23 protein-coding genes are annotated in these 25297 nt (G+C 43.3%); 10 read left to right on the top strand and 13 right to left on the bottom strand.

What is annotated here, in order from left to right:
- Window positions 1–51 precede the first annotated feature (51 nt).
- Entirely contained in the window at window positions 52–246 is a 195-nt protein-coding gene (locus tag J7I80_RS02325) for a DUF951 domain-containing protein (protein ID WP_192472731.1), read from the bottom strand.
- 17 nt (window positions 247–263) lie between these two features.
- Window positions 264–1172: a mechanosensitive ion channel family protein gene (locus J7I80_RS02320; protein WP_192472732.1), complete on the bottom strand. Its 909-nt coding sequence runs from the start codon at window positions 1170–1172 to the stop codon at window positions 264–266.
- A gap of 375 nt (window positions 1173–1547) precedes the next feature.
- Here J7I80_RS02320 and yyaC point away from each other — a divergent pair, with 375 nt between their 5' ends.
- Window positions 1548–2180: a spore protease YyaC gene (yyaC, locus tag J7I80_RS02315; RefSeq protein WP_214735818.1), complete on the top strand. Its 633-nt coding sequence runs from the start codon at window positions 1548–1550 to the stop codon at window positions 2178–2180.
- A gap of 42 nt (window positions 2181–2222) precedes the next feature.
- On the opposite strand, the gene J7I80_RS02310 is transcribed toward yyaC, so the two are convergent.
- The 3 genes from J7I80_RS02310 to J7I80_RS02300 form a co-directional block, all read right to left on the bottom strand.
- Entirely contained in the window at window positions 2223–2933 is a 711-nt protein-coding gene (locus tag J7I80_RS02310; protein WP_214735817.1) for a DUF554 domain-containing protein, read from the bottom strand.
- Window positions 2934–3002: 69 nt separating this feature from the next.
- Window positions 3003–3851 (bottom strand): ParB/RepB/Spo0J family partition protein, encoded by an 849-nt coding sequence (locus J7I80_RS02305; protein ID WP_214735816.1) that lies wholly within the window; start codon window positions 3849–3851, stop codon window positions 3003–3005.
- Window positions 3844–4605: a ParA family protein gene (locus tag J7I80_RS02300; protein WP_102264747.1), complete on the bottom strand. Its 762-nt coding sequence runs from the start codon at window positions 4603–4605 to the stop codon at window positions 3844–3846. The genes J7I80_RS02305 and J7I80_RS02300 overlap by 8 nt, the downstream gene beginning before the upstream one ends.
- An 85-nt stretch (window positions 4606–4690) precedes the next feature.
- On the opposite strand from J7I80_RS02300, the gene J7I80_RS02295 reads away from it, so the two are divergent.
- Window positions 4691–4870, top strand: coding sequence for a hypothetical protein (locus J7I80_RS02295; protein ID WP_214735815.1), 180 nt, complete (start codon window positions 4691–4693; stop codon window positions 4868–4870).
- A gap of 378 nt (window positions 4871–5248) precedes the next feature.
- Here J7I80_RS02295 and noc read toward each other — a convergent pair whose 3' ends face one another.
- From noc to rpmH, 8 genes are all read right to left on the bottom strand, one after another.
- On the bottom strand, window positions 5249–6142 hold the full coding sequence (gene noc / locus J7I80_RS02290; RefSeq protein WP_192472750.1) for a nucleoid occlusion protein: 894 nt from the start codon (window positions 6140–6142) through the stop codon (window positions 5249–5251).
- Between the two features lie 190 nt (window positions 6143–6332).
- Window positions 6333–7049, bottom strand: coding sequence for a 16S rRNA (guanine(527)-N(7))-methyltransferase RsmG (rsmG, locus tag J7I80_RS02285; protein WP_214735814.1), 717 nt, complete (start codon window positions 7047–7049; stop codon window positions 6333–6335).
- 51 nt (window positions 7050–7100) lie between these two features.
- The gene (gene mnmG / locus J7I80_RS02280) at window positions 7101–8981 is read right to left on the bottom strand and encodes a tRNA uridine-5-carboxymethylaminomethyl(34) synthesis enzyme MnmG (protein WP_214735813.1); all 1881 of its coding nucleotides are present in this window, start codon (window positions 8979–8981) and stop codon (window positions 7101–7103) included.
- 113 nt (window positions 8982–9094) lie between these two features.
- Complete coding sequence (gene mnmE / locus J7I80_RS02275; protein WP_214735812.1) at window positions 9095–10480, bottom strand: tRNA uridine-5-carboxymethylaminomethyl(34) synthesis GTPase MnmE; 1386 nt, start codon at window positions 10478–10480, stop codon at window positions 9095–9097.
- A gap of 597 nt (window positions 10481–11077) precedes the next feature.
- Window positions 11078–11698, bottom strand: a complete 621-nt coding sequence (gene jag, locus J7I80_RS02270; protein ID WP_214735811.1) for an RNA-binding cell elongation regulator Jag/EloR — start codon at window positions 11696–11698, stop codon at window positions 11078–11080.
- Window positions 11695–12468 (bottom strand): YidC family membrane integrase SpoIIIJ, encoded by a 774-nt coding sequence (gene spoIIIJ, locus J7I80_RS02265; protein ID WP_214735810.1) that lies wholly within the window; start codon window positions 12466–12468, stop codon window positions 11695–11697. Before spoIIIJ ends, jag begins: the two co-directional genes overlap by 4 nt.
- A gap of 180 nt (window positions 12469–12648) precedes the next feature.
- Complete coding sequence (gene rnpA, locus J7I80_RS02260; RefSeq protein ID WP_214735809.1) at window positions 12649–12993, bottom strand: ribonuclease P protein component; 345 nt, start codon at window positions 12991–12993, stop codon at window positions 12649–12651.
- A 179-nt stretch (window positions 12994–13172) separates the two neighbouring features.
- The gene (rpmH, locus tag J7I80_RS02255; RefSeq protein ID WP_013059930.1) at window positions 13173–13307 is read right to left on the bottom strand and encodes a 50S ribosomal protein L34; all 135 of its coding nucleotides are present in this window, start codon (window positions 13305–13307) and stop codon (window positions 13173–13175) included.
- A gap of 1087 nt (window positions 13308–14394) precedes the next feature.
- Here rpmH and dnaA point away from each other — a divergent pair.
- The 8 genes from dnaA (at window position 14395) to J7I80_RS02215 (ending at window position 24960) form a co-directional block, all read left to right on the top strand.
- Entirely contained in the window at window positions 14395–15741 is a 1347-nt protein-coding gene (dnaA, locus tag J7I80_RS02250; protein ID WP_214735808.1) for a chromosomal replication initiator protein DnaA, read from the top strand.
- Between the two features lie 182 nt (window positions 15742–15923).
- Complete coding sequence (dnaN, locus tag J7I80_RS02245) at window positions 15924–17060, top strand: DNA polymerase III subunit beta (protein ID WP_214735807.1); 1137 nt, start codon at window positions 15924–15926, stop codon at window positions 17058–17060.
- Between the two features lie 389 nt (window positions 17061–17449).
- Window positions 17450–17665: a S4 domain-containing protein YaaA gene (yaaA, locus tag J7I80_RS02240; RefSeq protein WP_192472744.1), complete on the top strand. Its 216-nt coding sequence runs from the start codon at window positions 17450–17452 to the stop codon at window positions 17663–17665.
- Between the two features lie 19 nt (window positions 17666–17684).
- Window positions 17685–18803, top strand: coding sequence for a DNA replication/repair protein RecF (gene recF / locus J7I80_RS02235; protein ID WP_214735806.1), 1119 nt, complete (start codon window positions 17685–17687; stop codon window positions 18801–18803).
- A gap of 10 nt (window positions 18804–18813) precedes the next feature.
- On the top strand, window positions 18814–19062 hold the full coding sequence (gene remB / locus J7I80_RS02230) for an extracellular matrix regulator RemB (protein ID WP_214735805.1): 249 nt from the start codon (window positions 18814–18816) through the stop codon (window positions 19060–19062).
- Window positions 19063–19191: 129 nt separating this feature from the next.
- Window positions 19192–21099, top strand: coding sequence for a DNA topoisomerase (ATP-hydrolyzing) subunit B (gene gyrB, locus J7I80_RS02225; RefSeq protein ID WP_251027546.1), 1908 nt, complete (start codon window positions 19192–19194; stop codon window positions 21097–21099).
- Between the two features lie 129 nt (window positions 21100–21228).
- Window positions 21229–23781, top strand: coding sequence for a DNA gyrase subunit A (gyrA, locus tag J7I80_RS02220; protein ID WP_214735804.1), 2553 nt, complete (start codon window positions 21229–21231; stop codon window positions 23779–23781).
- A 93-nt stretch (window positions 23782–23874) separates the two neighbouring features.
- The gene (locus J7I80_RS02215) at window positions 23875–24960 is read left to right on the top strand and encodes an HD-GYP domain-containing protein (protein ID WP_214735803.1); all 1086 of its coding nucleotides are present in this window, start codon (window positions 23875–23877) and stop codon (window positions 24958–24960) included.
- Window positions 24961–25297: the final 337 nt, after the last annotated feature.

Raw genomic sequence — 25297 nt, 5'->3', positions numbered from 1 at the left:
GTTAATTTTACTAATAAGGATAATACAATTACGATAAAAAAAGAAGCAGGATTACTCACCCTGCTTCGATAAAATCTTCTTTACTTTTCGTGTGAACTCTTTTCTGGGAATCAAGACACTGTGCTCGCAGCCTTCACATTTGATCCGGAAATCCATGCCAAGGCGGATGATTTTCCACTTGTTGGTGCCGCAAGGATGTGGTTTTTTCATTTCAACAACGTCATTCAGTTGAAACTCGTGCTCCAATTGTAAAACCTCCTTGTTTATTTACCGAATTCTTTTTGCTCTCCGCCTTCCTGGCGTGAATACATAACCATTCTTGGGAATGGAATTTCAATTCCGTGCTGGTCCAATAGAAGCTTGATGTCCTTGCGGAGCTGTCTTCCGATATACCAGTGTTTCATCGGAAGTGTTTCCGCGACGATCCTCATCACAACCTCTGAAGCGCCAAATTGCTGGACACCTAAAAGCTCGGGTGTCTTCACCAGTTCTGGATACTTTTCAGTTGTTGTTTCAAGATAATCCTGCAGTACTTTTTCAGCGTATTCAATATCCCCTTCATAAGCAATCCCTATATCGAGAACCGAAACGCTGTTATAAACCGAGAAGTTGGTGACTTCTATGATGCTGCCATTTGGAAGAATATTGATTTCCCCTGTAAAGCTTTTAATCTTCGTCGTCCGCAGCCCAATTTCCTCTACCGTTCCTTCAAATTGTCCGATTCTGACATAATCACCTACAGAGAACTGATCTTCAAAAATAATGAAGAAACCGGTGATGATGTCTTTTACGAGACTCTGTGCACCGAAACCGACAGCCAAACCGACAATCCCGGCACCGGCAAGCATTGCCTTGACATCGATCGTCAGCGCCGCAAGAATGGACATGATCGCAATAAAGTACACAACATACTTTAGGACATTTTCGAGCAGCTTCATTAAGGTCATTTCTCGCCGTTCAGAAACTTTGATTGGTCCCCTTGTTTTCATCTTGAAAAAGTTCTGGATCGCAACCTTGCCAACTCTGATCAGCAAACCTGAAATAATCAGGATCGCCAGGATTTTCAGGGCACTTTCCCCAATCGCGAACCAGAGTTCTTCATCCATCAGCTTTTGACTGAGTTTATTTAAAAATGCTTGTGTTCTGGTCAGACTTTCTTCCGTTTTAGTCATAATTTCACCCGCCTGTAAATTTCACGCTTACATTATCATACTTTATGTAACAAAGTAGAAGATTTCATACAAGCACAATCATTTTAACAAGTTTTATAATGTAGTTAAAGAAGGCTGTTACTGTAAGTTGGTGGTATAAGTAGATAGTATGAAGGTTTCATTCAAAATCAACATTTTATTATTTTAATATAGAATAATCATTTTGTGATAGGGACTCAACCATTATTAAGTCTTTCATAAAAAATAAGTCCTTTTTCCTCCGAAAAAGATTCGCTGCTCCAAAAGACCCTGTTTAAATCTTTCTGTTTACAGGTATGTATAGATTACAAAAAAAGTCCGTATACTGATAGTACGAATTTTTAAGGAGTTGATCCAATGAATCTCAAAAACCATTTTTTCGAGCGGAAAAACAATGTGGCAAAAATTAACCATGAAGATGAGCTAGCTGCCGAAAAGCTGGCTTCTGAAATCCTGGACCATTTGCCTAATTTCAGCACACGCCCAATTGTTTTTGTCTGTATTGGAACTGACCGCTCTACCGGTGATTCATTGGGTCCGCTAATCGGAACGCTTCTCGAGGAAAAAGAAATTGCACCTTACCATGTATATGGAACTCTCGATGATCCGATACATGCTGTCAATATGGATGCAAAACTGGCGGAAATCAAAGAAAAACACTTCAATCCTTTTATTATTGGCATAGACGCCTGTCTCGGCAGGTTAAAAAGTGTCGGGTCCATCCAGGTAGGCAATGGGCCAGTCAAGCCAGGTGCCGGAGTGAATAAGGAACTTCCTGAGGTCGGCAATATGCACATTACAGGCATCGTCAATGTCAGCGGGTTCATGGAATTCTTTGTTTTGCAAAACACAAGGTTGAACCTCGTCTTAAAAATGGCGAAAACGATTGCGAATGGTATTTTTGAGAGCAGCCAGCAGCTGCCGAAGAAGCAGGATTGGCCTAAAATCAACTGGGACCTAGAAACTGAGCAGCCAACAGTTGCCGAATAAATTGCCTGAAATGCCTGGAGGCTATCCAGGCATTTTTCAATTTTATAGGCCAATCATATAGTGTGAAATCGTAACAAGCACGCCAGTAACCAGGATACCTGGCAGGAGGTTCGCAACCCTGATTTTTGTCAAACCGATCAGGTTCAAGCCGATGGCAAAAATCATGACACCCCCGGTTGCAGTCAATTCAAGGATAAAGCTGTCCATCAATGCCTGTGGAATAAACTTATCAATTTGCGTCGCGAATAATGCAATTGTCCCCTGGTAAAGCATAACCGGAATGGCTGAAAAAAGAACGCCAATACCTAGTGTAGTAGTCAGAATTAGTGCCGTAAAGCCGTCAATAATTGCCTTTGTATAAAGGACATCATGATCGCCTCGGATCCCGCTGTCGAGAGCGCCAATAATGGCCATGGCGCCAATGACGAAAATCAGCGTCGCAGTCACAAACCCTTGTGAAATACTCCCTTCACCTTTTGAGCCAAGCTTTCTTTCAAGCCAGTCCCCAACTGAATTCAGCTTATCCTCCAACTGCCAGGCTTCTCCGAGCACCGCACCAATCACAAGACTTAAAATGACGATCAGGAAATTAGCACTTTTAAAGCCCATTTGCAGTCCCAGCACCATTACAGCAAGCCCAATGCCATGCATGACTGTAGCTTTCATATTTTCAGGGATTCTTGTCAATAGTCTGCCCAGCAAGGTCCCTACAATAATTAATAAACCATTTACAATGGTGCCAAGTAAAAACATATTGTTCACCTATCTTCAGATTTTGTATGAATACGTGTATGTAAAAAAAGAAGCCATCAAATCGATAGCTTAAGAGTTTTGCTGATCTAATAGTTCCAAAATACGTTCGAGATCATCCTTAGAGAAAAATTCTATTTCAATCTTCCCTTTGTTTTTGGATTGTTTGATGTTCACTGTTGTGCCGAAGCGCTCTCGAAGCGTCGTTTCCCGTTCACGGATGAAAACATCTTTTGTCACTTTTTCCTTTTTTGTTTCACGTGGAACAACTTCGTTCATCTGCTGGATCAGCTGCTCAAGCTGGCGGACATTCATTCCATCCTTAAGGATTTTATCCACCAGCACCGGAAGCTTGTCCTTCTTCCTTAACCCTAGTAGCGCGCGCCCGTGTCCCATTGATATCTTGCCATCTGAAATCAGATGCTGTATTTTAGGAGGCAGCGACAGCAAACGTATATGGTTTGCTAAGTGCGGCCGGCTCTTGCCCAGCCTTTTCGCTAACTCTTCTTGTGTGAGCTTCAGCTTTTCAATCAGAGTTTGATAGGCGATACCCTCTTCGATCGGATTCAGGTCTTCACGCTGAAGATTTTCCAATACGGCAAGCTCCATCATTTGCTGCTCATTCAATTCGCGGACAACTGCCGGAACTGTTTCCAGCTTTGCTTCCTTCGCTGCGCGGAAACGTCTTTCCCCAACGACAATTTCATAGCCTTTTATCGTTTTCCTGACAATAATCGGCTGAAGGATACCATGTTCCTGGATTGATAGTTTCAATTCCTCGATCGCTTCTGGCTGGAAAACTTTTCGTGGTTGATAAGGATTCGGCCTTATTTCTTTGATGCTTATTTCCTGGACTTTCTCTTCTTGTTCAGCTTCCATATTAAAGAATGCATTCAATCCTTTACCTAAGCCTTTAGCCATTTGCAACCACTTCCTTTGCAAGATCTAAATAAACCTCTGCCCCTCGGGACTTTGGATCATAAATGATAATTGGCTCTCCATGGCTTGGAGCTTCACTCAACCGGACATTCCGTGGAATGACTGTCTTATATACCTTGTCCTGGAAGTATTTCTTCACTTCCTCGATGACCTGGAGACCAAGATTCGTACGCGCATCAAGCATGGTAAGCAGGACGCCTTCAATCTTCAAATCCTGGTTCAAATGCTTTTGTACGAGCCGGACCGTATTCAGGAGCTGACTTAGTCCTTCCAGCGCATAATACTCACACTGGACAGGGATGATGACAGCATCTGAAGCCGTCAAAGCATTCAGTGTCAATAACCCAAGGGACGGCGGACAGTCGATGATAATATAATCAAAACGATCCTTTACTTCCTCGAGGGCCCGCTTCAAGCGAACCTCCCTTGAAATTGTGGGTACAAGCTCAATTTCTGCTCCAGCAAGCTGGATCGTTGCAGGAATTGTATATAAATTTTCTACCGCTGTTGGATGGATTACATTCTTGGCTTCAACATCGTCAACAAGAACATCATAGATGCATTGCTCAACATCCGCTTTCTCAATCCCCACACCGCTCGTAGCGTTTCCCTGGGGGTCCGTATCGACAAGCAGCACCTTTTTTCCTATGTATGCAAGGCAAGCACCAAGATTCACCGATGTCGTCGTTTTGCCGACTCCGCCTTTTTGATTCGCAATCGCAATGATTTTTCCCACATTGTCACCTTCTTTCAAACCCGTAAAATAATTAGAAAAGCGCAAGGGCCTTGGTCAGCCCCGACAAGCGCTGGAGGGCCTGACAGTGAAGTCGCTCTTTGACTTCATTGGCAGGACTGAAATCGAAATGTATAGCCGACTGCCCAGAAACGCAGAAACTGGAGACTCCGACAAAGAAGCGCTTTTTGCTTCTGCCGGCGGAGTTGAAGTTTCGGAGTTTCTAGGAGGCGACACTAGACAAGCGACTCGAGCTGCTCAAAGCTAACGCTTCTCGCAAGATACTCGAGGAAGCACTAGCAGGGAAGAAAACTGGCTAGGCGCTGGAGCTAGACACTCATCGAAGTAGAAACATAAATTATAAAAGGAGATTATGAATCCTCACTGAATCAAGGGAAACAAATCTTAAAAAAAGCAATCATGTATTCTATTTTATCATGAATCAAGATAGTTGATAGAATTTTTATGCCAAAGTAATAATGCGGTAATATGAAAAGTTATTTAACTATATAAGTTGAACCAGAAAGTTTACTTTTCATTTCGAATTCATAAGTTCAACTTATATACACAGCACTCTTCTTCAGCTGATAACCTTAATTTTGCAACAAAAAAAACGGGAGACAGCCTGTCCCCCGCTAGCAATCTATTATTTCTTCTTTGGTATGCGAATCGTGAATTGATAGAATTCCTCAAACTCTTCTTCTTCCGAATCGAGATTGATGCCACTGTCGGAAACCATTGTCAGTGACTGGCGGATTGTATTGACGGCAATCCTCATATCCTTGCTGAATGCCTTCCGCTTTGGCTTTGGCTTCTCTTCATTCTGACTCAGTAGCTTTACGACGCGTTCTTCCGTTTGTTTGACATTGAGGGCTTTCTCAATGACCTCTGCCAATAGCTGTACCTGAAGCTGAGGGTTTTTTAACGGAATTAACGAACGGGCATGACGTTCTGTGATCAACTTATTCAAAAGTGCATCCTGCACTTCCTGTGGAAGCTTAAGCAATCGCAGCTTATTCGCAACGGTTGATTGACCTTTTCCCAGCCTTTGCGCCAAGGCTTCCTGGGTAAGGTTATGGATTTCCAGCAATTTACCATAAGCCATTGCTTCTTCAATCGGTGACAGCTCCTCACGCTGGAGGTTCTCGATCAAAGCAACGGATGCCGTTTCGGAATCGGATAAGTTCTTAACAATTGCAGGAACTTCTTCCCACTCAAGCTTTTTCATCGCTCGCCAGCGGCGTTCACCTGCGATGATTTCAAACCGATCCTGATCGAATTCCCGGACGACGATAGGCTGGATCACTCCATGTATGTGAATGGTACGGGCCAATTCTTCAATTTTTTCATCATCAAATACAGTTCTTGGCTGGTATCTATTTGGAATAATATGGTCAATCGGAATTTTCTTTATTTCTTCGTTTTCTATGTTGTCAATATCCTCAACCGTCTGTTCTTCCACTTGGTTCTGTTCTTCCATTTGATTCCGTTCTTTTTCCTTTTCCCCAAGGCCAAAAAAGCGCGAAAAAGAAGGCTTCATCACCCTACACCACCTTTATGAACTCCCTATTACATATTCTCTATAAAAATGACAAGTTCCTGCCTATAGACTCTATTATAAACTAAATTCATTTTTCAAAATAGACCAAAGAGCATACGTGAACATGGCCGGTTTCATCAACCGTGCACCTCGGGTCTTTGACTGGAGGTGCTGCGGATGATGGATGCCTCTATTCAATCGGCGTTTTATTCGGAGTTCCCGGTTTTCTTGGGTACTTCTTAGGTGTTGCTTTTAGTTTGTTAATGATTAAAATATTCCGTTCGCTCTCTTCCACCGGCAAAGTAAAGGAGTGAGCGGATTCCAGCTTCCCGCCAAGGACAGAAATCGCTTTTTCGCCAACCTGCAGTTCTTCCCCTGCCTGGTTGCCTTTCATGGCGACGAATGTCCCGCCTACTTTCACCAGCGGGAGACAAAGCTCGCTTAATACTGACATCCTTGCAACTGCCCTTGCCATCACAACCTCATATTTTTCACGATGAGAAGGATTCTGTCCGAATGTCTCGGCGCGATCGTGAATGAAAGTCGTTCCTTCAAGACCCAATTCCTTCGAAAGCTGCTCCAGAAACGTAATTCGCTTATTCAGGGAATCAACAATCGTCACCTTGATTTCCGGGAAAGCAATTTTAATCGGGATGCTTGGGAAACCGGCACCGGCACCAACATCACACAAATTGAGCGGCTTGTTAAAATCAAAATAAAATGCTGCGGAAACGGAATCATAGAAATGCTTCAAATACACATCAGGCTTTTCTGTGATCGCAGTTAAATTCATTTTTTCATTCCACTCGACGAGCATTTGGTAATACTTTTCATATTGCTCCATTTGCTTCTGGGAAAGCTCAATCCCCTTTTCAGCGAGCAAAGCTTTAAATTGATCTGTATTCATAAGCCAACCCTTTCTGTCCTTGCTGGTGATTTCCTTACAAAAAATGAACGATTAGATCCGTGCAATACGCCCCTGTTCCATATAGACAAGCAGAATTGAGATGTCAGCAGGGTTCACACCTGAGATTCTCGATGCCTGTGCCAAGGTTAGCGGACGTACTTCTTTTAATTTTTGGCGGGCTTCTGTCGCCAATCCAGAAATCGCATCATAATCAATATTTTCCGGGATTTTCTTGTCTTCCATCTTTTTCAGCCTTTCAACCTGCTGAAGAGATTTCTCGATATATCCCTCATATTTGATTTGGATTTCGGTCTGTTCTTCTGTTTCAAAATCAAGTTCGCCTGCTGCAGGAACAAGCTGCTTGATATGCTCATAAGAAACCTCAGGTCGCTTCAATAAATCTGAAGCACGGATGCCATCCTTCAGCTCACTGCCGCCAAGTGAACGGATCAGTTCCTGAACTTCCGCTGTCGGTTTGATGATGATCGATTGCAGGCGTTGTTTCTCACCTTCGATTGCTTCTTTTTTCGCTAAAAACTTCTGGTAACGTTCTTCGGTAATCAAGCCGATTTCGTATCCTTTTTCAGTCAAGCGAAGATCTGCATTGTCATGACGCAGAAGCAGGCGGTACTCCGCTCTGGATGTCAATAGACGGTATGGTTCATTTGTTCCTTTTGTCACGAGGTCATCGATCAATACCCCGATATAGGCATCGGCGCGGCTCAGGATGACTTCTTCTTTGTCCAACGCCCTTCTGCCGGCATTGATTCCAGCCATGATTCCCTGGCCGGCAGCTTCTTCGTAGCCAGAAGTACCGTTGATTTGGCCAGCTGTATAAAGATTTTTGACTAGTTTTGTTTCCAATGTTGGCCACAGCTGCGTCGGCACAACAGCATCATACTCAATCGCATAGCCGGCACGCATCATTTGTACTTTTTCAAGACCAGGTATCGTCTGAAGGATTTTATGCTGGACCTCTTCAGGCAAGCTGGTTGATAGTCCCTGAACATACACTTCCTGAGTGTTCCTGCCTTCCGGCTCGAGGAAGATCTGGTGGCGCGGCTTGTCATTAAATCGGACGACCTTATCCTCGATGGATGGGCAGTAGCGCGGGCCAGTTCCCTTGATCATTCCGGAATACATTGGTGACCGGTGCAAATTGTCATCAATCAGCTGGTGTGTGCGCTCATTCGTATATGTCAGCCAGCAAGGAAGCTGATCTGTGATGTATTTCGTCGTTTCATAAGAAAATGCACGGTGGACATCATCACCAGGCTGAATTTCTGTTTTTGTATAATCAATACTGTCGCTGTGCACACGAGGCGGCGTTCCCGTTTTAAAACGAACCAGGTCAAAGCCAAGCTCCTCAAGATGCTCTGAAAGCTTGATTGACGGCTGCTGGTTGTTCGGACCGCTTGAATATTTCAATTCGCCGAGGATAATTTCCCCGCGCATATACGTACCAGTCGTAATGACGACTGTTTTTGCGCGATAAATGGCTCCAGTCTGCGTAATGACCCCTTTACATTCTCCGTCCTCTACAATCAGGCGCTCAACCATGCCTTGTACCAATGTAAGGTTCTTTTCATTTTCCAGCGTCTTTTTCATTTCATTTTGATAATCGAATTTATCGGCCTGGGCCCTCAACGCACGTACTGCAGGTCCCTTTCCTGTATTCAGCATCCTCATCTGGATGTAAGTTTTATCGATATTGCGGCCCATTTCTCCGCCCAATGCGTCAATTTCCCGTACAACAATACCCTTTGCAGGTCCGCCGATTGACGGGTTGCACGGCATGAACGCAATCATATCAAGATTGATGGTAATCATCGCTGTTTTCGCACCCATGCGTGCTGGCGCAAGGGCCGCCTCAACGCCCGCATGGCCGGCACCAACTACAACCACATCAAAATTTCCGGCTTCATAACCCATCCTGCTGCCTCCTTTTTATGCTCCATTCAAATACCTTTATAGTCCAAAAGTGCTACACCAGATAATTCTCTAGTAGCAAGAGATAATGTTTTATGAAAATAGTTTCTTTCCTATTACTTCCCTAAACAGAACTGGGAGAATAACTGGTCGATCAAGCTTTCATGGACGCTTTCTCCAATGATTTCGCCAAGCAGCTCCCAGGAACGAGTCAGATCGATCTGGACGATATCGATTGGAGTTCCCATTTCAACACCCGAGATTGCTTCTTCTATTGAATGGACAGCCTGATTCAGGAGTGCGATATGGCGGCTGTTCGAAACATACGTCATGTCTCCCGATTCGATCGCACCTGAGAAGAACAGGCTGGATATCGCTTCTTCCAGCTCATCCACTCCCTTGTCCTCCAGCAATGAGGTTGTTACAAGGGAATACTGATTCGCAAGCTCCTTCACCTGGTCCATATCAATTTTTTGCGGCAGGTCTGTTTTATTGACGATGACAATCACGTCCATCCCCTCAACCGCTTTGAAAATGTTCCGATCCTCTTCCGAAAGCCCATCCGAATAATTCAGAACGAGCAAGATCAAATCCGCTTCCTTCAAAACCTGGCGAGACCGTTCGACGCCGATTCGTTCAACGATATCCTCAGTTTCGCGGATCCCCGCTGTATCAAGAAGTCGTAAAGGAACACCACGAACATTCACATATTCTTCGATGACATCGCGCGTGGTCCCTGGTATATCAGTAACAATCGCTTTATTTTCATGCACAAGGCTGTTAAGCAGCGAAGATTTCCCTACATTCGGGCGGCCAACTATGACCGTGGACAATCCTTCACGGAGGATTTTTCCCTGCTGTGAGGTTTGCAGAAGCTTTTCAAGCTCCCCTTTTACATACTTCGCCTTCTCCAAAAGCATATTATGCGTCATTTCTTCTACATCGTCATACTCCGGATAATCGATATTCACTTCGACATGCGCAAGAACTTCTAAGATTTCCTGGCGCAGCTTCTGGATCAGCTTAGATAGGCGTCCTTCCATCTGGCCAAGCGCCAGATTCATCGCACGGTCCGTTTTCGCTCTGATCAAGTCGATGACTGCCTCCGCCTGGGAAAGGTCGATCCGTCCATTTAAAAAAGCCCGTTTTGTAAATTCCCCCGGCTCCGCCAGTCTCGCTCCCTGATTCAGAACAAGCTGGAGCACACGGTTTACAGAAACAAGACCCCCATGGCAGTTGATTTCGACTACATCTTCTTTCGTAAAAGTTTTTGGCCCTCTCATGACAGAGACCATTACTTCTTCCGCGACTTGTCCAGTTTTCGGATCAATCAGATGGCCGTAATGGATTGTATGCGAGGCCACCTCACTCAGCTTCTTGCTGCCAACCCCTTTGAACAGGCGATCTGCAATTTCAAAAGCCTGATCACCGCTTAAACGGACAATCGCAATCGCACCTTCACCCATCGGCGTAGAAATCGCCGCAATCGTATCAAATTCCATTTGCTCACCCCGCTTTTTCAAAAGAATTATTTATATCAAAAAAGATTAAAGTTTGTTTTCTACAAATTACTAGAATACCACATCACTTTAGCGAAAAAAAGAAAGGAATACTTTCAACTCTGAATTTATCCACAACTCATTAAATAAACTTATTTAATTTTAACTTATCCACATGTGAATAACAATAAAACCAAATGAGGAAATAAATGATTTTTATTTGTGTTGTGGAAAAGTGGATTGCTAGAGGTCCGGCTAAGGAACATAAGTTGTCTGAACTTGAGGAACTGAATGTTGGATTTTGATTTTAATTCAACTAGTGATCTCCATGTTGGTAGACGTTTGGAACTGATGACGAAAAATGATGTTTTAAGGCTGATGAGCGGGTTGTTAAATTGGAAAAAATTCATGATGATTTCCAATTCGCCAATAAAAATTTTAAATGAACAAAATTAACATCACTGAGAGTCCATAAAATATTGAATTTCAACTCTCATGAAGGATTAATGAAGCAGATACTTCAAAATATGTGCCAAATCCTTAAAAATATCGCACAAAAAAACCCGAACCAGCTCCTGGATCGGGTTTTTTCGCTCATTATTACTTCGAAGGCGCGATCACAATATGTCTATGTGGTTCGGTGCCATCGGAAAAGGTTTTGATTTTTTTATTTGACATCAATGCAGTATGAATCACTTTGCGTTCATACGAAGGCATAGGTTCGAGCGCAACTGTCTGTCCGGTTCTGACTGCTTTTTGCGCAAGGCGTTCAGCCAATTGCACGAGTGTATCATTCCTGCGCTGGCGATAATCCTCCGCATCAAGCAGGACAGTAGCATACTGTTCAGAGTAACGGTTCATTACGAGCTGGGTCAAAAATTGCAGAGAATTCAGTGTTTGTCCTCTTTTTCCGATCAACAAAGCAATTTTCTCACCTGACATCGTAAAGAGTACTGTTTTCCCTTCCTTCTTCACATCAACTTCAATTGGAGCCCCCATTTGCAAGCCAACCGATTTCAAATAATTTACGGCTTCTTCAACAGCATCAATTTTAACTGTCACCTTGACGACAGCCGGGCGTGTGCCGAAAAGTCCGAAAATCCCCTTTTTGCCTTCATCAATTACATCAATTTCTGTGCGGTCTTTGGTTGTTTTTAATTGAGCTAAAGCGGATTCTACTGCTTCGTCGACATTTTGTCCTGTAGCAGTTACCTGTTTCACTTTTTTGCTCCTCCCGCATTGCCGGCAGCAGTTGCCTTAAGATCCGGCCCTTTAATAAAGTAAGTTTGAACAATCATGAATAAGTTACCGACTACCCAGTACAATGAAAGTGCTGCTGGGAAGTTGATCGCGAATACAATGATCATGATTGGCATCAGCCATAGCATCATCGCCATTTGCGGATTTGCTTCCTGGCCTGCCATCATCATTTTTTGCTGGATGAACGTTGTAGCACCTGCGACTAACGGCAGGATATAATATGGATCCGGTGAACCAAGGTCGAACCACATGAAGTTATGCTCGGCAATCTCCCTTGTTCTTGAAATCGCGTGGTAGAAACCAATCAGGATCGGCATCTGAACGATCAGCGGGAAACAGCCTGCAAGCGGATTGACACCATGCTTTTGGAAAAGTGCCATCGTTTCCTGCTGCAGCTTCTGCTGGGTTTTCTGGTCCTTCGAGCTGTATTTTTCCTTCAGCTTCTGCATTTCCGGTTGCAACGCCTGCATTGCCTTGGAACTCTTTGTCTGTTTGATCATAAGCGGCAGGATAGCCAGGCGGATGATCAAAGTAACAGCGATAATCGATAAACCGAAGCTGCCCCAGAGCCATTCAGCCATCTTGACGATTAACAAGGACAATGGATAAACAATGTATTCATTCCAAAAACCCTTGCTTTCCTCAGTGATTGGCTGATCATACTCCATACAGCCTGTCAGCACGGTCATCACTAAAAGCAAGCCCATTATCAATAATATTCTTTTTTTCAAGCTTCATTTCCTCCTAACTTCCCGGTGCGTTCATTTATTTTCAATAGTTTGTCCCAAAATTTATGTACATTTAGCTTTGCCAGCACAATGCAATCAAGAGTATTTTAACATCTTTTATAGGGAAGCGCTTTTAAAAAATGCAATTCGGTAAATATTTTTGCCTCTTCCATTATCTCCAGGTTATGGCTTCTTCAAAACCTTTCCGACCTTCAAGACATGCTCCAGGCTTTTCTTCACTTCATGCATGTCCATTTCAGCAGTCGGCTTTCGGGCGATGATGATGTAGTCATTACCATTTTGGACGCGGTCCTGAAATTCATGAAAGGATTGTCGGATATAACGCTTGATCTGGTTGCGCATGACGGCATTGCCGATTTTTTTGCTCACTGACAGCCCGATGCGGAAATTTTCCTGCTCCGGTTTTTTCAAAATATAAACGACAAATTGCCGGTTCGCGACTGATCTTCCCTTTTTAAAAGCTTCTTGGAATTCTTTATTTTTTTTCACTCTGAAGTCTTTTTTCATCTATAACACCTACAATTCTCTATGGATCCGTTTTTTTAGGGATCTTTTAAAAATGGCTCCACCGGGATTCATTTATAAGTATTTCCAAAAACAAATCCCGTAAAGCCCATTCGCCAGTAATTCCAGCTCCCAAAATAGTATTGCCCAAAGAGAAAAAAGACCACTGACATTTCAGTGGCCTAAGCTGATAATACTTTTCTTCCTTTGCGACGACGGCGAGCAAGAACCTTACGGCCATTTGCACTGCTCATGCGGGCACGGAATCCGTGAACTTTGCTGTGTTTACGTTTATTTGGTTGATAAGTGCGTTTCATATATGTTACACCTCCCTGAGGAATAGCTGTTACAGACAGTCTTTGTAATTATAAAGAGGGGCACCGTATATTGTCAAGTGCCTATTCGGAAATCGACGGCATTGGCAAAATTTAAGTTCCTAATGCCCATGATTTAATTCGTTCTCTTAAAAAGGTCTCGGCTTGGTAAATTAGGCTGTTGATTTTGTTCCAGGTGCTTCGCTTTCCGCGGAGAAGAATTAAGAAACAGCCCAACTGCCGGCTTTTTCAAAAATTAAATTCTTCCTTGGAGTCCCGAAGCCTCCTCGGCGTTAACACACCTGCGGGGTCTCCCGATGACTTGCTCATCCCACAGGACTTTGAATTAGCTTTCTCGAAAATGCCCACGCACGAAGGAAATACGTTAGCATTTTCGAGGAGTCTTCACGCCTTCAACTCCAATCAACCGGTCCTCAAAACTTACTATTGTCTAAAGCCATTTTATAAGAAAAAGTTAATCCAGCAGTACGGATCATAGAATTTTTCCATTGACATCAAAAACATTTAAAGAAGAATATTTTCTCCCAACAAAATAAATATTAATCCCAATATTTATCCGCCATTTTTTCTCTTTCCAGCGTCCTGTGGACAAAAATCGACACGTTTTTTATTATCCACAGCCCTTTCTGACAGCTTTTACACAATTCAAGTGCCTGTGGACAATTAATCTCCACAGTGATAGTGTATTGTGGATAATGTATTAAAAAGCGTTGCGCCATGCTAGATTATCTGATATTATATTTGTGTTTTCACTCTTAATAATTCGATAACGAAAATATACTTATCCACAAATTGTGGATAAGCTGTGGATAGGTTATTCAGACCTGTTGTAAAACTTTGTCCACAGAAAGTGGATATTGTCGAAAAGCTTCATTTCTTCCTTATTATATATTTTTCCACATTAATAGTTTTGTATATTTATTAATCCAAGGGTTGTACAGCATGTATAACCTTTGATTTTGTGCTTTTCGAGCATGGATGCAGAAGATTAAATTATGAAACTGTGAGTGCAAATGCAGCCAGATACAAATAAAAAAGCGTAAAACGACGAGAAAAGGAGGGATAATTGTTGGAGAACATTGCAGATCTCTGGAACAACGCTCTCGCTAAAATCGAGAAAAAGATCAGCAAGCCAAGTTTCGATACATGGCTTAAATCAACTAAGGCACATTCCTTGCAAGGGGACGTCCTTACGATTACAGCCCCGAATGAGTTTGCCCGTGACTGGCTGGAAGAACGTTATTCCCAGTTAATCAGCGGTATTTTGTATGAAATCACTGGTGAAGAGCTTTCTGTAAAATTCATCATTCCTCAGAACCAGAACGAAGAGGATCTCGACATTCCATTGCCGCCAAGACGAGTGAAGAAAGAAGACGATATTCCAGATTTGCCTGTCAGCATGCTGAACCCGAAGTATACATTCGATACTTTTGTCATTGGTTCAGGCAACCGTTTCGCACACGCAGCGTCGCTTGCAGTAGCTGAAGCGCCGGCAAAAGCCTATAATCCCTTATTCATTTATGGGGGCGTAGGACTTGGTAAGACCCACTTGATGCATGCAATCGGACATTATGTCCAGGACCATAATCCGAATGCGAAAGTGGTTTATTTGTCATCCGAAAAATTCACGAATGAATTCATCAATTCTATCAGGGACAATAAAGCGGGAGATTTCCGCAATAAGTACCGCAATGTCGATGTCCTGCTCATTGATGATATTCAATTTTTGGCTGGAAAAGAACAAACACAGGAAGAGTTTTTCCATACATTCAATACATTGCATGAGGAAAGCAAGCAGATTGTCATCTCCAGTGACCGTCCGCCAAAAGAAATTCCAACGCTTGAAGACAGGCTGAGATCCCGCTTTGAATGGGGGTTGATTACGGATATCACTCCTCCAGATCTCGAGACCAGGATTGCGATTCTCCGTAAAAAGGCTAAAGCAGAAGGCCTGGATATCCCGAATGAGGTTATGCTCTATATCGCGAACCAAATCGACTCCAACATCCGTGAGCTTGAAGGAGCATTGATTCGTGTCGTTGCTTATTCATCACTGATCAACAAGGATATCAATGCGGACCTGGCGGCTGAAGCGCTAAAGGATATAATCCCGAGTTCCAAGCCGAAGGTAATCACGATTCTCGACATCCAGAGAGTCGTAGGCCAGCATTTCAATGTGAAGCTAGAGGACTTTAAAGCGAAGAAAAGGACAAAATCAGTCGCATTCCCTAGGCAAATCGCTATGTACTTATCTAGAGAACTGACCGACTTCTCTCTGCCTAAAATTGGCGAAGAATTTGGAGGGCGTGACCACACGACGGTCATCCATGCCCATGAAAAAATCTCTAAGATGATTGCTGTTGATTCAAGTCTGCAAAAGCAGCTAAAAGAAATAAATGAACAATTAAGGGTTTAGGAAAGTGTGAATAACTCTCCATTGGTTACGCACAGTCTGTCCACATGTGGATAGGCTGTGTTTCCTTTGAAAAAATCCACTTATCCACAAATCCACAGGCCCTACTAGTACTTCTACTATTTTTTAAAACATATTAATATATGCATTTAAGATAAAAAATATTCCTAAACGGAGGCTAAAAAATGAGATTTATTATCCAGCGCGATTCATTGCTCCAAAGCGTCCAAGACGTAATGAAGGCAGTGACGAGCAGAACAACAATCCCCATTTTGACAGGTATTAAGATTGTTGCGACTGAAGAGGGAGTAACTCTTACAGGCAGCGATTCTGATATTTCCATCGAATCTTTCATTCCTAAAGAAGAAGCTGGGGATGAAATCGTCGAAATCAAACAGCCAGGATCTATTGTTTTGCAGGCGCGTTTCTTTAGTGAAATCGTTAAGAAGCTTCCTACAGATTCAGTAGAAATCGAAGTCCACAATAATCTGCAAACCATTATCCGTTCTGGTAAATCAGAATTTAACCTAAATGGCCTGGATGCTGAGGAATATCCACACCTTCCGCAAATTTCGGAAGAGCATGTATTCAAAATTCCTACAGACTTATTGAAAGGCCTGATTCGCCAGACTGTCTTTTCAGTGTCCACCTCAGAAACACGCCCAATCTTGACAGGTGTAAACTGGAAGGTCGAAAACAATGAATTAATCTGTATTGCAACAGATAGCCACAGGCTTGCATTAAGAAAAGCGAAACTCGAGGCGGAGAACACTGGAAGCTATAATGTGGTCATCCCGGGTAAAAGTTTGACAGAATTGAGCAAGATTCTTGATGACAGCTCAGAGTCAGTCGATATCGTCATTACAGAAAACCAAGTATTGTTTAAAGCAAAGCACTTATTGTTCTTCTCAAGACTGCTTGAAGGAAATTATCCTGACACAGGAAGATTGATCCCGACTGAGAGCAAAACAGATGTAGTCGTTAACACAAAAGAATTCCTTCATGCAATCGATCGTGCATCCCTGCTTGCCAGAGAAGGAAGAAACAATGTTGTTAAATTTTCTACAATCGAAGGGGGCGCTATCGAGGTTTCCTCCAACACGCCAGAAATCGGTACTGTTGTCGAAGAAATCCAAAGCCAATCAATCGATGGCGAGGATCTGAAAATTTCATTCAGCGCAAAATATATGATGGATGCCCTGAAAGCATTGGAAGGAACAGAAATCCAGATCAGCTTTACAGGCGCAATGAGACCATTCGTCATCCGACCGCTCCACGATGACTCCATCCTGCAGCTGATCCTGCCGGTTAGAACTTACTAATTTCATAACGCCACCAGTTTTTGCTGGTGGCTTTTTACTTATAGCTTGAAAATGTATACTAATTGGATTGTAGCGGGAGGCACGAAGACTCCTCGAAAATGCTAACGCATTTCCATCGTGCGTGGGCAGACTCGAGGAAGTAATTCAATGTCCTGCGGGATCAGCTGGACAGGTGAGACCCCACAGGGGCTTGCTCCGAGGAGGCTCACCGCCAGCCCCAAGGAAGAATTGCTTATGAAAAAGACGGCAAGTGGTCTTTTTCATATTCTTCCCGCGGAAAGCGAAGTGCCTGGAGCGAAAATCCATCTGAATATAAGAAAATTTGTTTCTATGGAAAAAATTTAGTAAAATAAAGTATTAAGTCCTTTTGGAAGAAAAGGGTGAGAAACGTGAATGAGGAAATAAAAATTGATACGGAATATATCACGCTTGGCCAATTCCTGAAACTTGCCGATGTAATCCAATCAGGCGGAATGGCAAAGTGGTTTTTAAGTGAACATGATGTTTTTATCAATGGTGAACAAGATCAGCGAAGAGGAAGGAAGCTTCGTTCCGGAGATCAGGTATCAATTCCTGGTTTAGGCGAGTTCAGCATAACGCAATAATCCAGAGGATGAACTGTTCATGTATATAGAGGAACTGCAATTAAGGAATTACCGCAATTACCAGGGATTAGAGGCGGCATTTGAAAATAAGGTAAATGTCATCCTCGGGGAGAATGCTCAGGGGAAAACGAATGTCATGGAGTCCATCTATGTGCTGGCAATGGCAAAATCGCACCGTACCTCCAATGATAAAGATTTAATTCGCTGGGATGAGGAATATGCTAAAATAGAGGGACGGATTAAAAAAAACAACGGTTCATTGCCCATGCAGCTTGTCATTTCAAAAAAAGGCAAGAAGGCGAAGGTCAATCATCTTGAACAGCGGAAGCTAAGCCAGTATGTCGGCAATATGAATGTCGTCATGTTTGCTCCTGAGGATCTTAATCTTGTAAAAGGGAGTCCTCAAGTAAGACGACGGTTTGTCGATATGGAAATTGGCCAGGTATCGGCGATTTATTTGCATGATATGGGCCAGTACAACAAAATCCTTCAGCAGCGGAATCATTATCTCAAGCAGCTGCAAATCAAAAAAGCATCAGACCATACCATGCTCGATATTCTCACTGAACAATTTATCCAGGCAGCTGCCAGGATCATCGTGAAGCGGTTTGAATTCCTGAATTTGCTCGAACAGTGGGCATTACCAATCCACCATGGTATATCGAGAGGGCTTGAGGATTTAAAAATAGTCTATAAACCCTCAGCAGAGGTATCAGAAGATGATGATTTGTCGAAAATGATAGCAGTGTATGAAGAAAAATTTGCTAAAATGAAGATGAGAGAAATTGACCGGGGGACCACCATGTTCGGGCCGCACCGGGATGATCTGCAATTTTTCGTGAATGGCCGTGATGTCCAGACATTCGGATCGCAGGGTCAGCAGCGGACGACAGCACTTTCGGTAAAGCTGGCGGAAATTGAATTGATCAATTCAGAAATTGGCGAATATCCAATCCTGCTGCTTGATGATGTCCTGTCTGAGTTAGATGATTATCGCCAATCCCATTTATTAAATACCATCCAGGGGAAAGTCCAAACCTTCGTCACGACCACTAGTGTGGATGGGATTGACCATCAGACATTAAGGGAAGCAGCCACTTACAAAGTGAAAACCGGCGAAATGTCAAGAATCCAATGAGGTGGATTACATGTATTTGCATGTTGGTGAAGAAGTCCTAGTCAGGACAAAAGATATTATAGCGATATTAGATATTGAAAGCGCTAGTTCTTCTCCATTCATGGAGGAGTTCATAACGCGCCAGGGCCAGCAGATAATCCATTTGGCCAAAGGAACGGTCAAATCAATCGTGGTAACAGGAAATCATATATATTATTCCCCACTTGCATCAGGAACATTAAAGAAACGCTCCCAAAAATTATCCGTTCAGGAATTTTAATAGATCGGCATCTTCGCAAAAAATGTCGAAAAACAACGATATATGCGAAAATAGCTAATAGATATGTTTTCAAAAAGTTGAGTCAAAATGAAAGTGTAGGTGATCGATATGGCTATGGAGGAACAATCCATGCAAGGACAAGCGTACGATGAAAACCAGATACAAGTGCTTGAGGGCCTGGAAGCTGTACGCAAACGTCCAGGGATGTATATCGGATCAACGAGTGGAAAAGGCTTGCACCATCTTGTATGGGAAATCGTTGATAATAGTATAGATGAAGCACTTGCCGGCTACTGTGACGAGATCAATGTCATTATCGAAGAAGATAACAGTATTACAGTTCAGGATAATGGCCGCGGAATCCCTGTCGGTATCCACGAGAAAATGGGAAGGCCAGCAGTCGAGGTCATCATGACAGTACTTCACGCCGGAGGTAAATTCGGAGGCGGAGGCTATAAGGTTTCCGGAGGTCTCCACGGTGTTGGTGCATCCGTTGTTAATGCCCTGTCTACTTATCTTGAAGTATTTGTCCATCGTGATGGCAAAGTCCATTATCAAAAGTTCGAACGAGGCGCTGTTGGTGACCCGTTGAAGGTCATTGACGAAACGGACCGGACAGGAACAACTGTCCACTTCAAGCCTGACCCGGAAATTTTCACCGAGACATTGGAATATGACTATGATACACTCGCAAACCGTCTGCGTGAGCTTGCCTTCCTGAACAGAGCAATCAAGATCACGATTGAAGATAAGCGGGGAGAAGGCAAAAAGAATGAGTATTATTACGAGGGCGGTATTAAATCCTATGTTGAGCATTTAAACCGTACTAGAGAAGTCCTTCACGAAGAACCGATTTATATTGAGGGTGAAAAAGAAGGCATTACGGTCGAAGTGGCTCTACAATATAACGATAGCTATACAGGGAATATCTATTCATTCGCGAACAATATCCATACCTATGAGGGTGGTACGCATGAGTTTGGCTTTAAAACAGCTTTGACGCGTGTCATTAATGATTATGCCCGTAAACACGGAATCTTCAAGGAAAGTGATTCAAATCTCTCGGGTGATGATGTTCGTGAAGGATTGACGTCAATCGTGTCCATCAAGCACCCTGATCCACAGTTCGAAGGCCAGACGAAAACAAAGCTCGGGAATTCAGAAGTCCGTACGGTAACTGACACACTGTTTTCCGACCACTTTGAAAAATTCATGCTCGAAAATCCGAATGTCGCAAGAAAGATTGTCGAAAAAGGACTCATGGCAGCAAGAGCAAGACTTGCGGCGAAAAAGGCACGCGAGCTGACCAGGAGAAAGAGTGCGCTTGAAATTTCAAGCTTGCCGGGCAAACTGGCTGACTGTTCTTCAAAGGACCCATCCATCAGTGAAATCTATGTCGTTGAGGGTGATTCTGCGGGCGGATCTGCCAAGCAGGGCCGTGACCGCCACTTCCAGGCGATCCTGCCATTGCGCGGTAAAATCCTGAACGTTGAAAAATCACGTCTTGATAAAATTTTATCCAATAATGAGGTAAGAGCGATCATTACAGCGATCGGAACAGGGATCGGCGAAGACTTCGACCTTTCAAAAGCACGATACCAAAAAATCGTCATCATGACCGATGCCGATGTCGACGGCGCCCATATCCGTACTTTATTATTGACGTTCTTCTACCGATATATGAGAAAGATCCTTGAAGCAGGGTACATTTATATTGCCCAGCCGCCTTTATACAAGATCCAGCAGGGTAAAAAAATCGAGTATGCTTATAACGACAAGCAGCTTGAAGAGATTCTAGCGGAACTTCCACAGCAGCCGAAGCCAGGCATCCAGCGCTACAAGGGTCTTGGTGAGATGAATCCAGAGCAGCTATGGGAGACAACGATGAATCCTGAAACAAGGACACTGCTCCAGGTAAGCCTTGAAGATGCAATCGAATCGGATGAAACCTTTGAAATCCTGATGGGTGATAAGGTAGAGCCTCGACGCAATTTCATCGAGCAGAATGCACTTTATGTAAAGAACCTGGATATTTAATAAATATATGCTCAGGATAGAAGGTTCTGCCTCTATCCTGCTTTTTCTGAAATGGCCAAGGGGCCGCGCAGAGCGCCTTGCCCCTATATGGCCGTGCTGAACAGAGTTCCTAAAGGAGGTCTCTCTTAAATGGCTGAAACACCAAATCCACGTGTAAAAGAGATTAATATTAGCCAGGAAATGCGTTCATCTTTCCTGGATTATGCCATGAGTGTTATCGTGGCACGTGCGCTTCCGGATGTCCGTGACGGCTTGAAGCCGGTACATAGAAGGATACTGTACGCGATGCATGACCTTGGTATGCATTCGGATAAGGCCTACAAAAAATCGGCGAGGATCGTCGGTGAAGTTATCGGTAAGTATCACCCGCACGGTGACTCTGCTGTATATGACACTATGGTCCGTATGGCACAGGATTTCAACTATCGTTATATGCTTGTAGATGGACATGGAAACTTTGGTTCTGTCGATGGCGACGCCGCTGCTGCGATGCGTTATACAGAAGCACGTATGTCGAAAATCTCGATGGAGCTTTTACGTGACATCAACAAAGATACAATTGATTATCAGGACAACTATGACGGTTCTGAAAGAGAGCCGATTGTTATGCCATCAAGGTTTCCGAACCTGCTCGTCAACGGTACTTCAGGAATCGCTGTCGGAATGGCGACAAACATCCCTCCACACCAGCTTGGCGAGGTAATTGATGGAGTACTGGCAATCAGTAAGGATCCTGACATGACCATCATGGAATTGATGGAAATCATCACAGGACCTGACTTCCCGACAGCGGGATTGATATTAGGCCGCAGTGGCATTCGCAAGGCTTATGAGACAGGCCGCGGATCGATCACCCTCCGTGCGAAAGTTGAAATCGAACAGAAATCAAATGGCAAGGAAGTTATCATCGTTAGAGAACTGCCTTACCAGGTCAACAAAGCCAAGCTGATTGAGAAAATCGCTGAATTAGTCCGCGACAAGAGGCTTGACGGCATCACAGACCTGCGAGATGAATCTGACCGCAAGGGTATGAGGATTGTAATTGAAGTTCGCAAGGATGCGAATGCCAATGTCCTTTTAAATAACCTTTATAAACAAACTGCATTGCAGACAAGCTTTGGTATCAACCTTCTTGCTTTAGTCGATGGACAGCCGAAGGTTCTGAACCTCAAGCAATGCCTGGAATACTACCTTGACCACCAGGTAGTCGTCATTAGACGACGCACAGAGTTTGAACTTAGGAAGGCTGAAGCACGTGCCCACATTCTCGAAGGTCTGCGAATCGCGCTCGATAACCTCGATGCGGTCATTAGCCTGATCAGAAGCTCACGCACGACGGATATAGCAAGAGAAGGATTGATGACACAATTCAAGTTGTCTGAAAAGCAAGCGCAGGCAATACTTGATATGCGTCTGCAGAGACTTACAGGCTTGGAACGCGAAAAGATCGAAGAAGAATTCCAGAACCTTATGCAGCTGATTTCGGAATTAAAAGCGATCCTTGCTGATAATGAAAAAGTTCTTGAAATCATCCGCGAAGAGCTAACTGAAATCAAAGAGCGCTTCAACGATGAGCGCCGTACGGAAATCGTATCGGGCGGATTGGAAATGATCGAGGATGAAGACTTGATTCCTCGTGAAAATATCGTCATTACCCTGACACATAACGGCTACGTTAAGCGCCTGCCTGTATCAACATACAGGGCACAGCGCCGCGGCGGCCGAGGAATCCAGGGTATGGGAACGAATGAAGATGATTTTGTAGAACATCTGATCACTACTTCAACGCACGATACCATTCTTTTCTTTACAAACAAGGGTAAGGTGTATCGTTCGAAGGGTTACGAAATCCCTGAATTCAGCCGTACAGCGAAGGGAATACCAATTATCAACCTATTGGAAATCGAGAAAGGCGAGTGGGTCAACGCCATCATTCCTGTTTCGGAATTCGTGGATGACTGGTTCCTATTCTTCACAACGAAAGAAGGGATCTCAAAACGTTCACCGCTTTCATCATTTGCGAATATCCGGAACAATGGACTAATTGCCCTGAACTTGCGTGAAGGCGATGAATTGATCTCAGTCCGGATGACAGATGGCAGCAAGGAAATGATCATCGGCACGAAGAATGGCTTACTGATTCGTTTCCCTGAAACCGATGTTCGCTCTATGGGCCGTACTGCCACAGGTGTTAAAGGTATTACCCTGTCCGGTGATGATGAAGTTGTCGGCATGGAAGTCCTTGAAGAAACTGCTGAAATCCTTGTTGTAACGAAGAACGGATACGGAAAAAGAACCCCTTCCGAAGAATACAGAAGGCAAGGCAGAGGCGGTAAAGGAATCAAGACATGTAACATCACTGATAAAAACGGCGACCTTGTGACGATGAAAGTCGTGACTGGCGAGGAAGACCTGATGCTGATCACAACAGGCGGTGTCCTGATCCGCATCCCGGTAAGCTCGATCTCCATGACAGGCCGTAATACACAGGGTGTAAAATTGATCAGCCTCAACAAAGCAGAAAATGAATATGTTGCTACAGTTGCGAAAGTCGATAAGGAAGAAGAAAAGCCTGAAGACGCCGAACTGGATGAAAATGCTGAAGCAACAGTTGACCCAGAAGAAGTTGCCAGTGAAGAAACAGAAACGACTGAACTGCCAACTGAAGTGGATGAAGAATAAACTTTTGAGAGGAACACAAAAATGTGTTCCTCTTTTTTGGTAAAATAAAGTAAAATAAATTGTAAGAAAATTAAAATTCTGGGGTGGAAAGCCTTGCGTGTACTAGTAGACAACCTTAAAGAGGGCTGTATCCTTACTGATGATGTTCTTAGTAAAACGAATAGACCTATCATGAATAAAAAAACAGTATTATCAGAACATCTAATAGGAATCCTGAAAGTGTTTCTGATTAAAGAAGTGGATGTGGAGAAAACATTAGTGAATGGTTTGCCTTTTCATGCCCCTTCGACTGGCAGCGATAAGAAAGCGGGCTTCAAGTCTAATGAGGATGGAGAGACTTTTATCGATCTGTTTTTACAGGCCAGACAGAAATTCAGGAAAGAGTTTATCTCCTGGCAATCAGGAATGCAGATAGATATCGCTAAACTAAGAACGATTATTGTCCCTTTGATCGAGCAGACAGAGCTGACTTCTTCGGATATATTCAATCTTCATCATTATTCAACCAAGACTGAATACATATACGATCATCCATTGGCCGTAGGCATCATCAGTGCCTTCATCGCCAAAAAGCTGAATTACAGCAAAGGGGATATCACCCAGATTGCACTGGCTGGATGTTTATCGGATTGCGGGATGGCGAAGATCAGTCCAACACTTCTTAATAAAAACTCGACTTTGACTGTAGATGAATTTGAAGAAATCAAAAAGCATCCTACATACAGCTATCAGATGGTAAAAAACAGTCCATTGCTGAAGGATGCTACAAAGATTGCCATTCTCCATCATCATGAAAGAATGGATGGCAGCGGCTATCCATTTGGAGAAAAGGCAAACAGGATCCATCCTTTTGCAAAAATCCTTGCTGTAGCTGATTCTTTCCATGCAATGACTTCAGAAAGGATTTATAAGCCAAAACACTCCCCATTTAAAGTACTAGAGATGATCAATGAGGAGCTATTTGGCGAATTCGACATTACCGCCCTGAAAGCATTGAGTTCTGCCATTATGAATTATTCAGTTGGAACAAAAATCCGCCTTTCAGATGGACAGGCAGCAGAAATCATTTTTGTAGAAGAGAAGAACCCGGCAAGGCCGCTGGTTAAGTTGCTTGAGACAGAACAGATTCTTGCCTTGGAAAAGAACAGGTACTTGCATATCGAGGAAATCATTCAGTAAGCTGGCGTTCTAAGCCGGCTTTTGTTTTTTAAAATGGAGAGCATGCCGCTGTCTTTTGTGATCTGAAAAAGAGATATACCTAAAAAACTATATAGTTTTAAGAAAGTGGCTAAAAAGTATTGCATTAAAATAATTTGCCTGATATAATCTTCAAAGTCAGTAACGAGACAACAACTTTCAAATCAATAGTTTTTGAAAAAAGTTATTGACTTATACAGTTAGTAAATGTTATATTATTAAAGTCGCTTCTGGGCGACGATGCAAGAATTGCTCTTTGAAAACTAAACAAACAAGCGTCAACAAACAATAAATGATCATGTTTCTTCTATAAGAACAT

Source organism: Bacillus sp. ISL-41 (genome assembly GCF_018613235.1).
Classification (GTDB): Bacteria; Bacillota; Bacilli; order Bacillales; family Cytobacillaceae; genus Mesobacillus.
Note: the sequence above shows the minus strand (reverse complement) of the source record. Positions and strands in the feature narration are given on the sequence as shown.

Excerpts from the sequence above, each read along its gene's own strand:
- J7I80_RS02320 (WP_192472732.1), bottom strand. The coding sequence starts at position 1,172 with ATGACTAAAACGGAAGAAAGTCTGACCAGAACACAAGCATTTTTAAAT.
- yyaC (WP_214735818.1), top strand. The coding sequence starts at position 1,548 with ATGAATCTCAAAAACCATTTTTTCGAGCGGAAAAACAATGTGGCAAAA.
- J7I80_RS02310 (WP_214735817.1), bottom strand. The coding sequence starts at position 2,933 with ATGTTTTTACTTGGCACCATTGTAAATGGTTTATTAATTATTGTAGGG.
- J7I80_RS02305 (WP_214735816.1), bottom strand. The coding sequence starts at position 3,851 with ATGGCTAAAGGCTTAGGTAAAGGATTGAATGCATTCTTTAATATGGAA.
- noc (WP_192472750.1), bottom strand. The coding sequence starts at position 6,142 with ATGAAGCCTTCTTTTTCGCGCTTTTTTGGCCTTGGGGAAAAGGAAAAA.
- rsmG (WP_214735814.1), bottom strand. The coding sequence starts at position 7,049 with ATGAATACAGATCAATTTAAAGCTTTGCTCGCTGAAAAGGGGATTGAG.
- mnmG (WP_214735813.1), bottom strand. The coding sequence starts at position 8,981 with ATGGGTTATGAAGCCGGAAATTTTGATGTGGTTGTAGTTGGTGCCGGC.
- mnmE (WP_214735812.1), bottom strand. The coding sequence starts at position 10,480 with ATGGAATTTGATACGATTGCGGCGATTTCTACGCCGATGGGTGAAGGT.
- rnpA (WP_214735809.1), bottom strand. The coding sequence starts at position 12,993 with ATGAAAAAAGACTTCAGAGTGAAAAAAAATAAAGAATTCCAAGAAGCT.
- rpmH (WP_013059930.1), bottom strand. The coding sequence starts at position 13,307 with ATGAAACGCACTTATCAACCAAATAAACGTAAACACAGCAAAGTTCAC.
- dnaN (WP_214735807.1), top strand. The coding sequence starts at position 15,924 with ATGAGATTTATTATCCAGCGCGATTCATTGCTCCAAAGCGTCCAAGAC.
- recF (WP_214735806.1), top strand. The coding sequence starts at position 17,685 with ATGTATATAGAGGAACTGCAATTAAGGAATTACCGCAATTACCAGGGA.
- remB (WP_214735805.1), top strand. The coding sequence starts at position 18,814 with ATGTATTTGCATGTTGGTGAAGAAGTCCTAGTCAGGACAAAAGATATT.
- gyrB (WP_251027546.1), top strand. The coding sequence starts at position 19,192 with ATGCAAGGACAAGCGTACGATGAAAACCAGATACAAGTGCTTGAGGGC.
- gyrA (WP_214735804.1), top strand. The coding sequence starts at position 21,229 with ATGGCTGAAACACCAAATCCACGTGTAAAAGAGATTAATATTAGCCAG.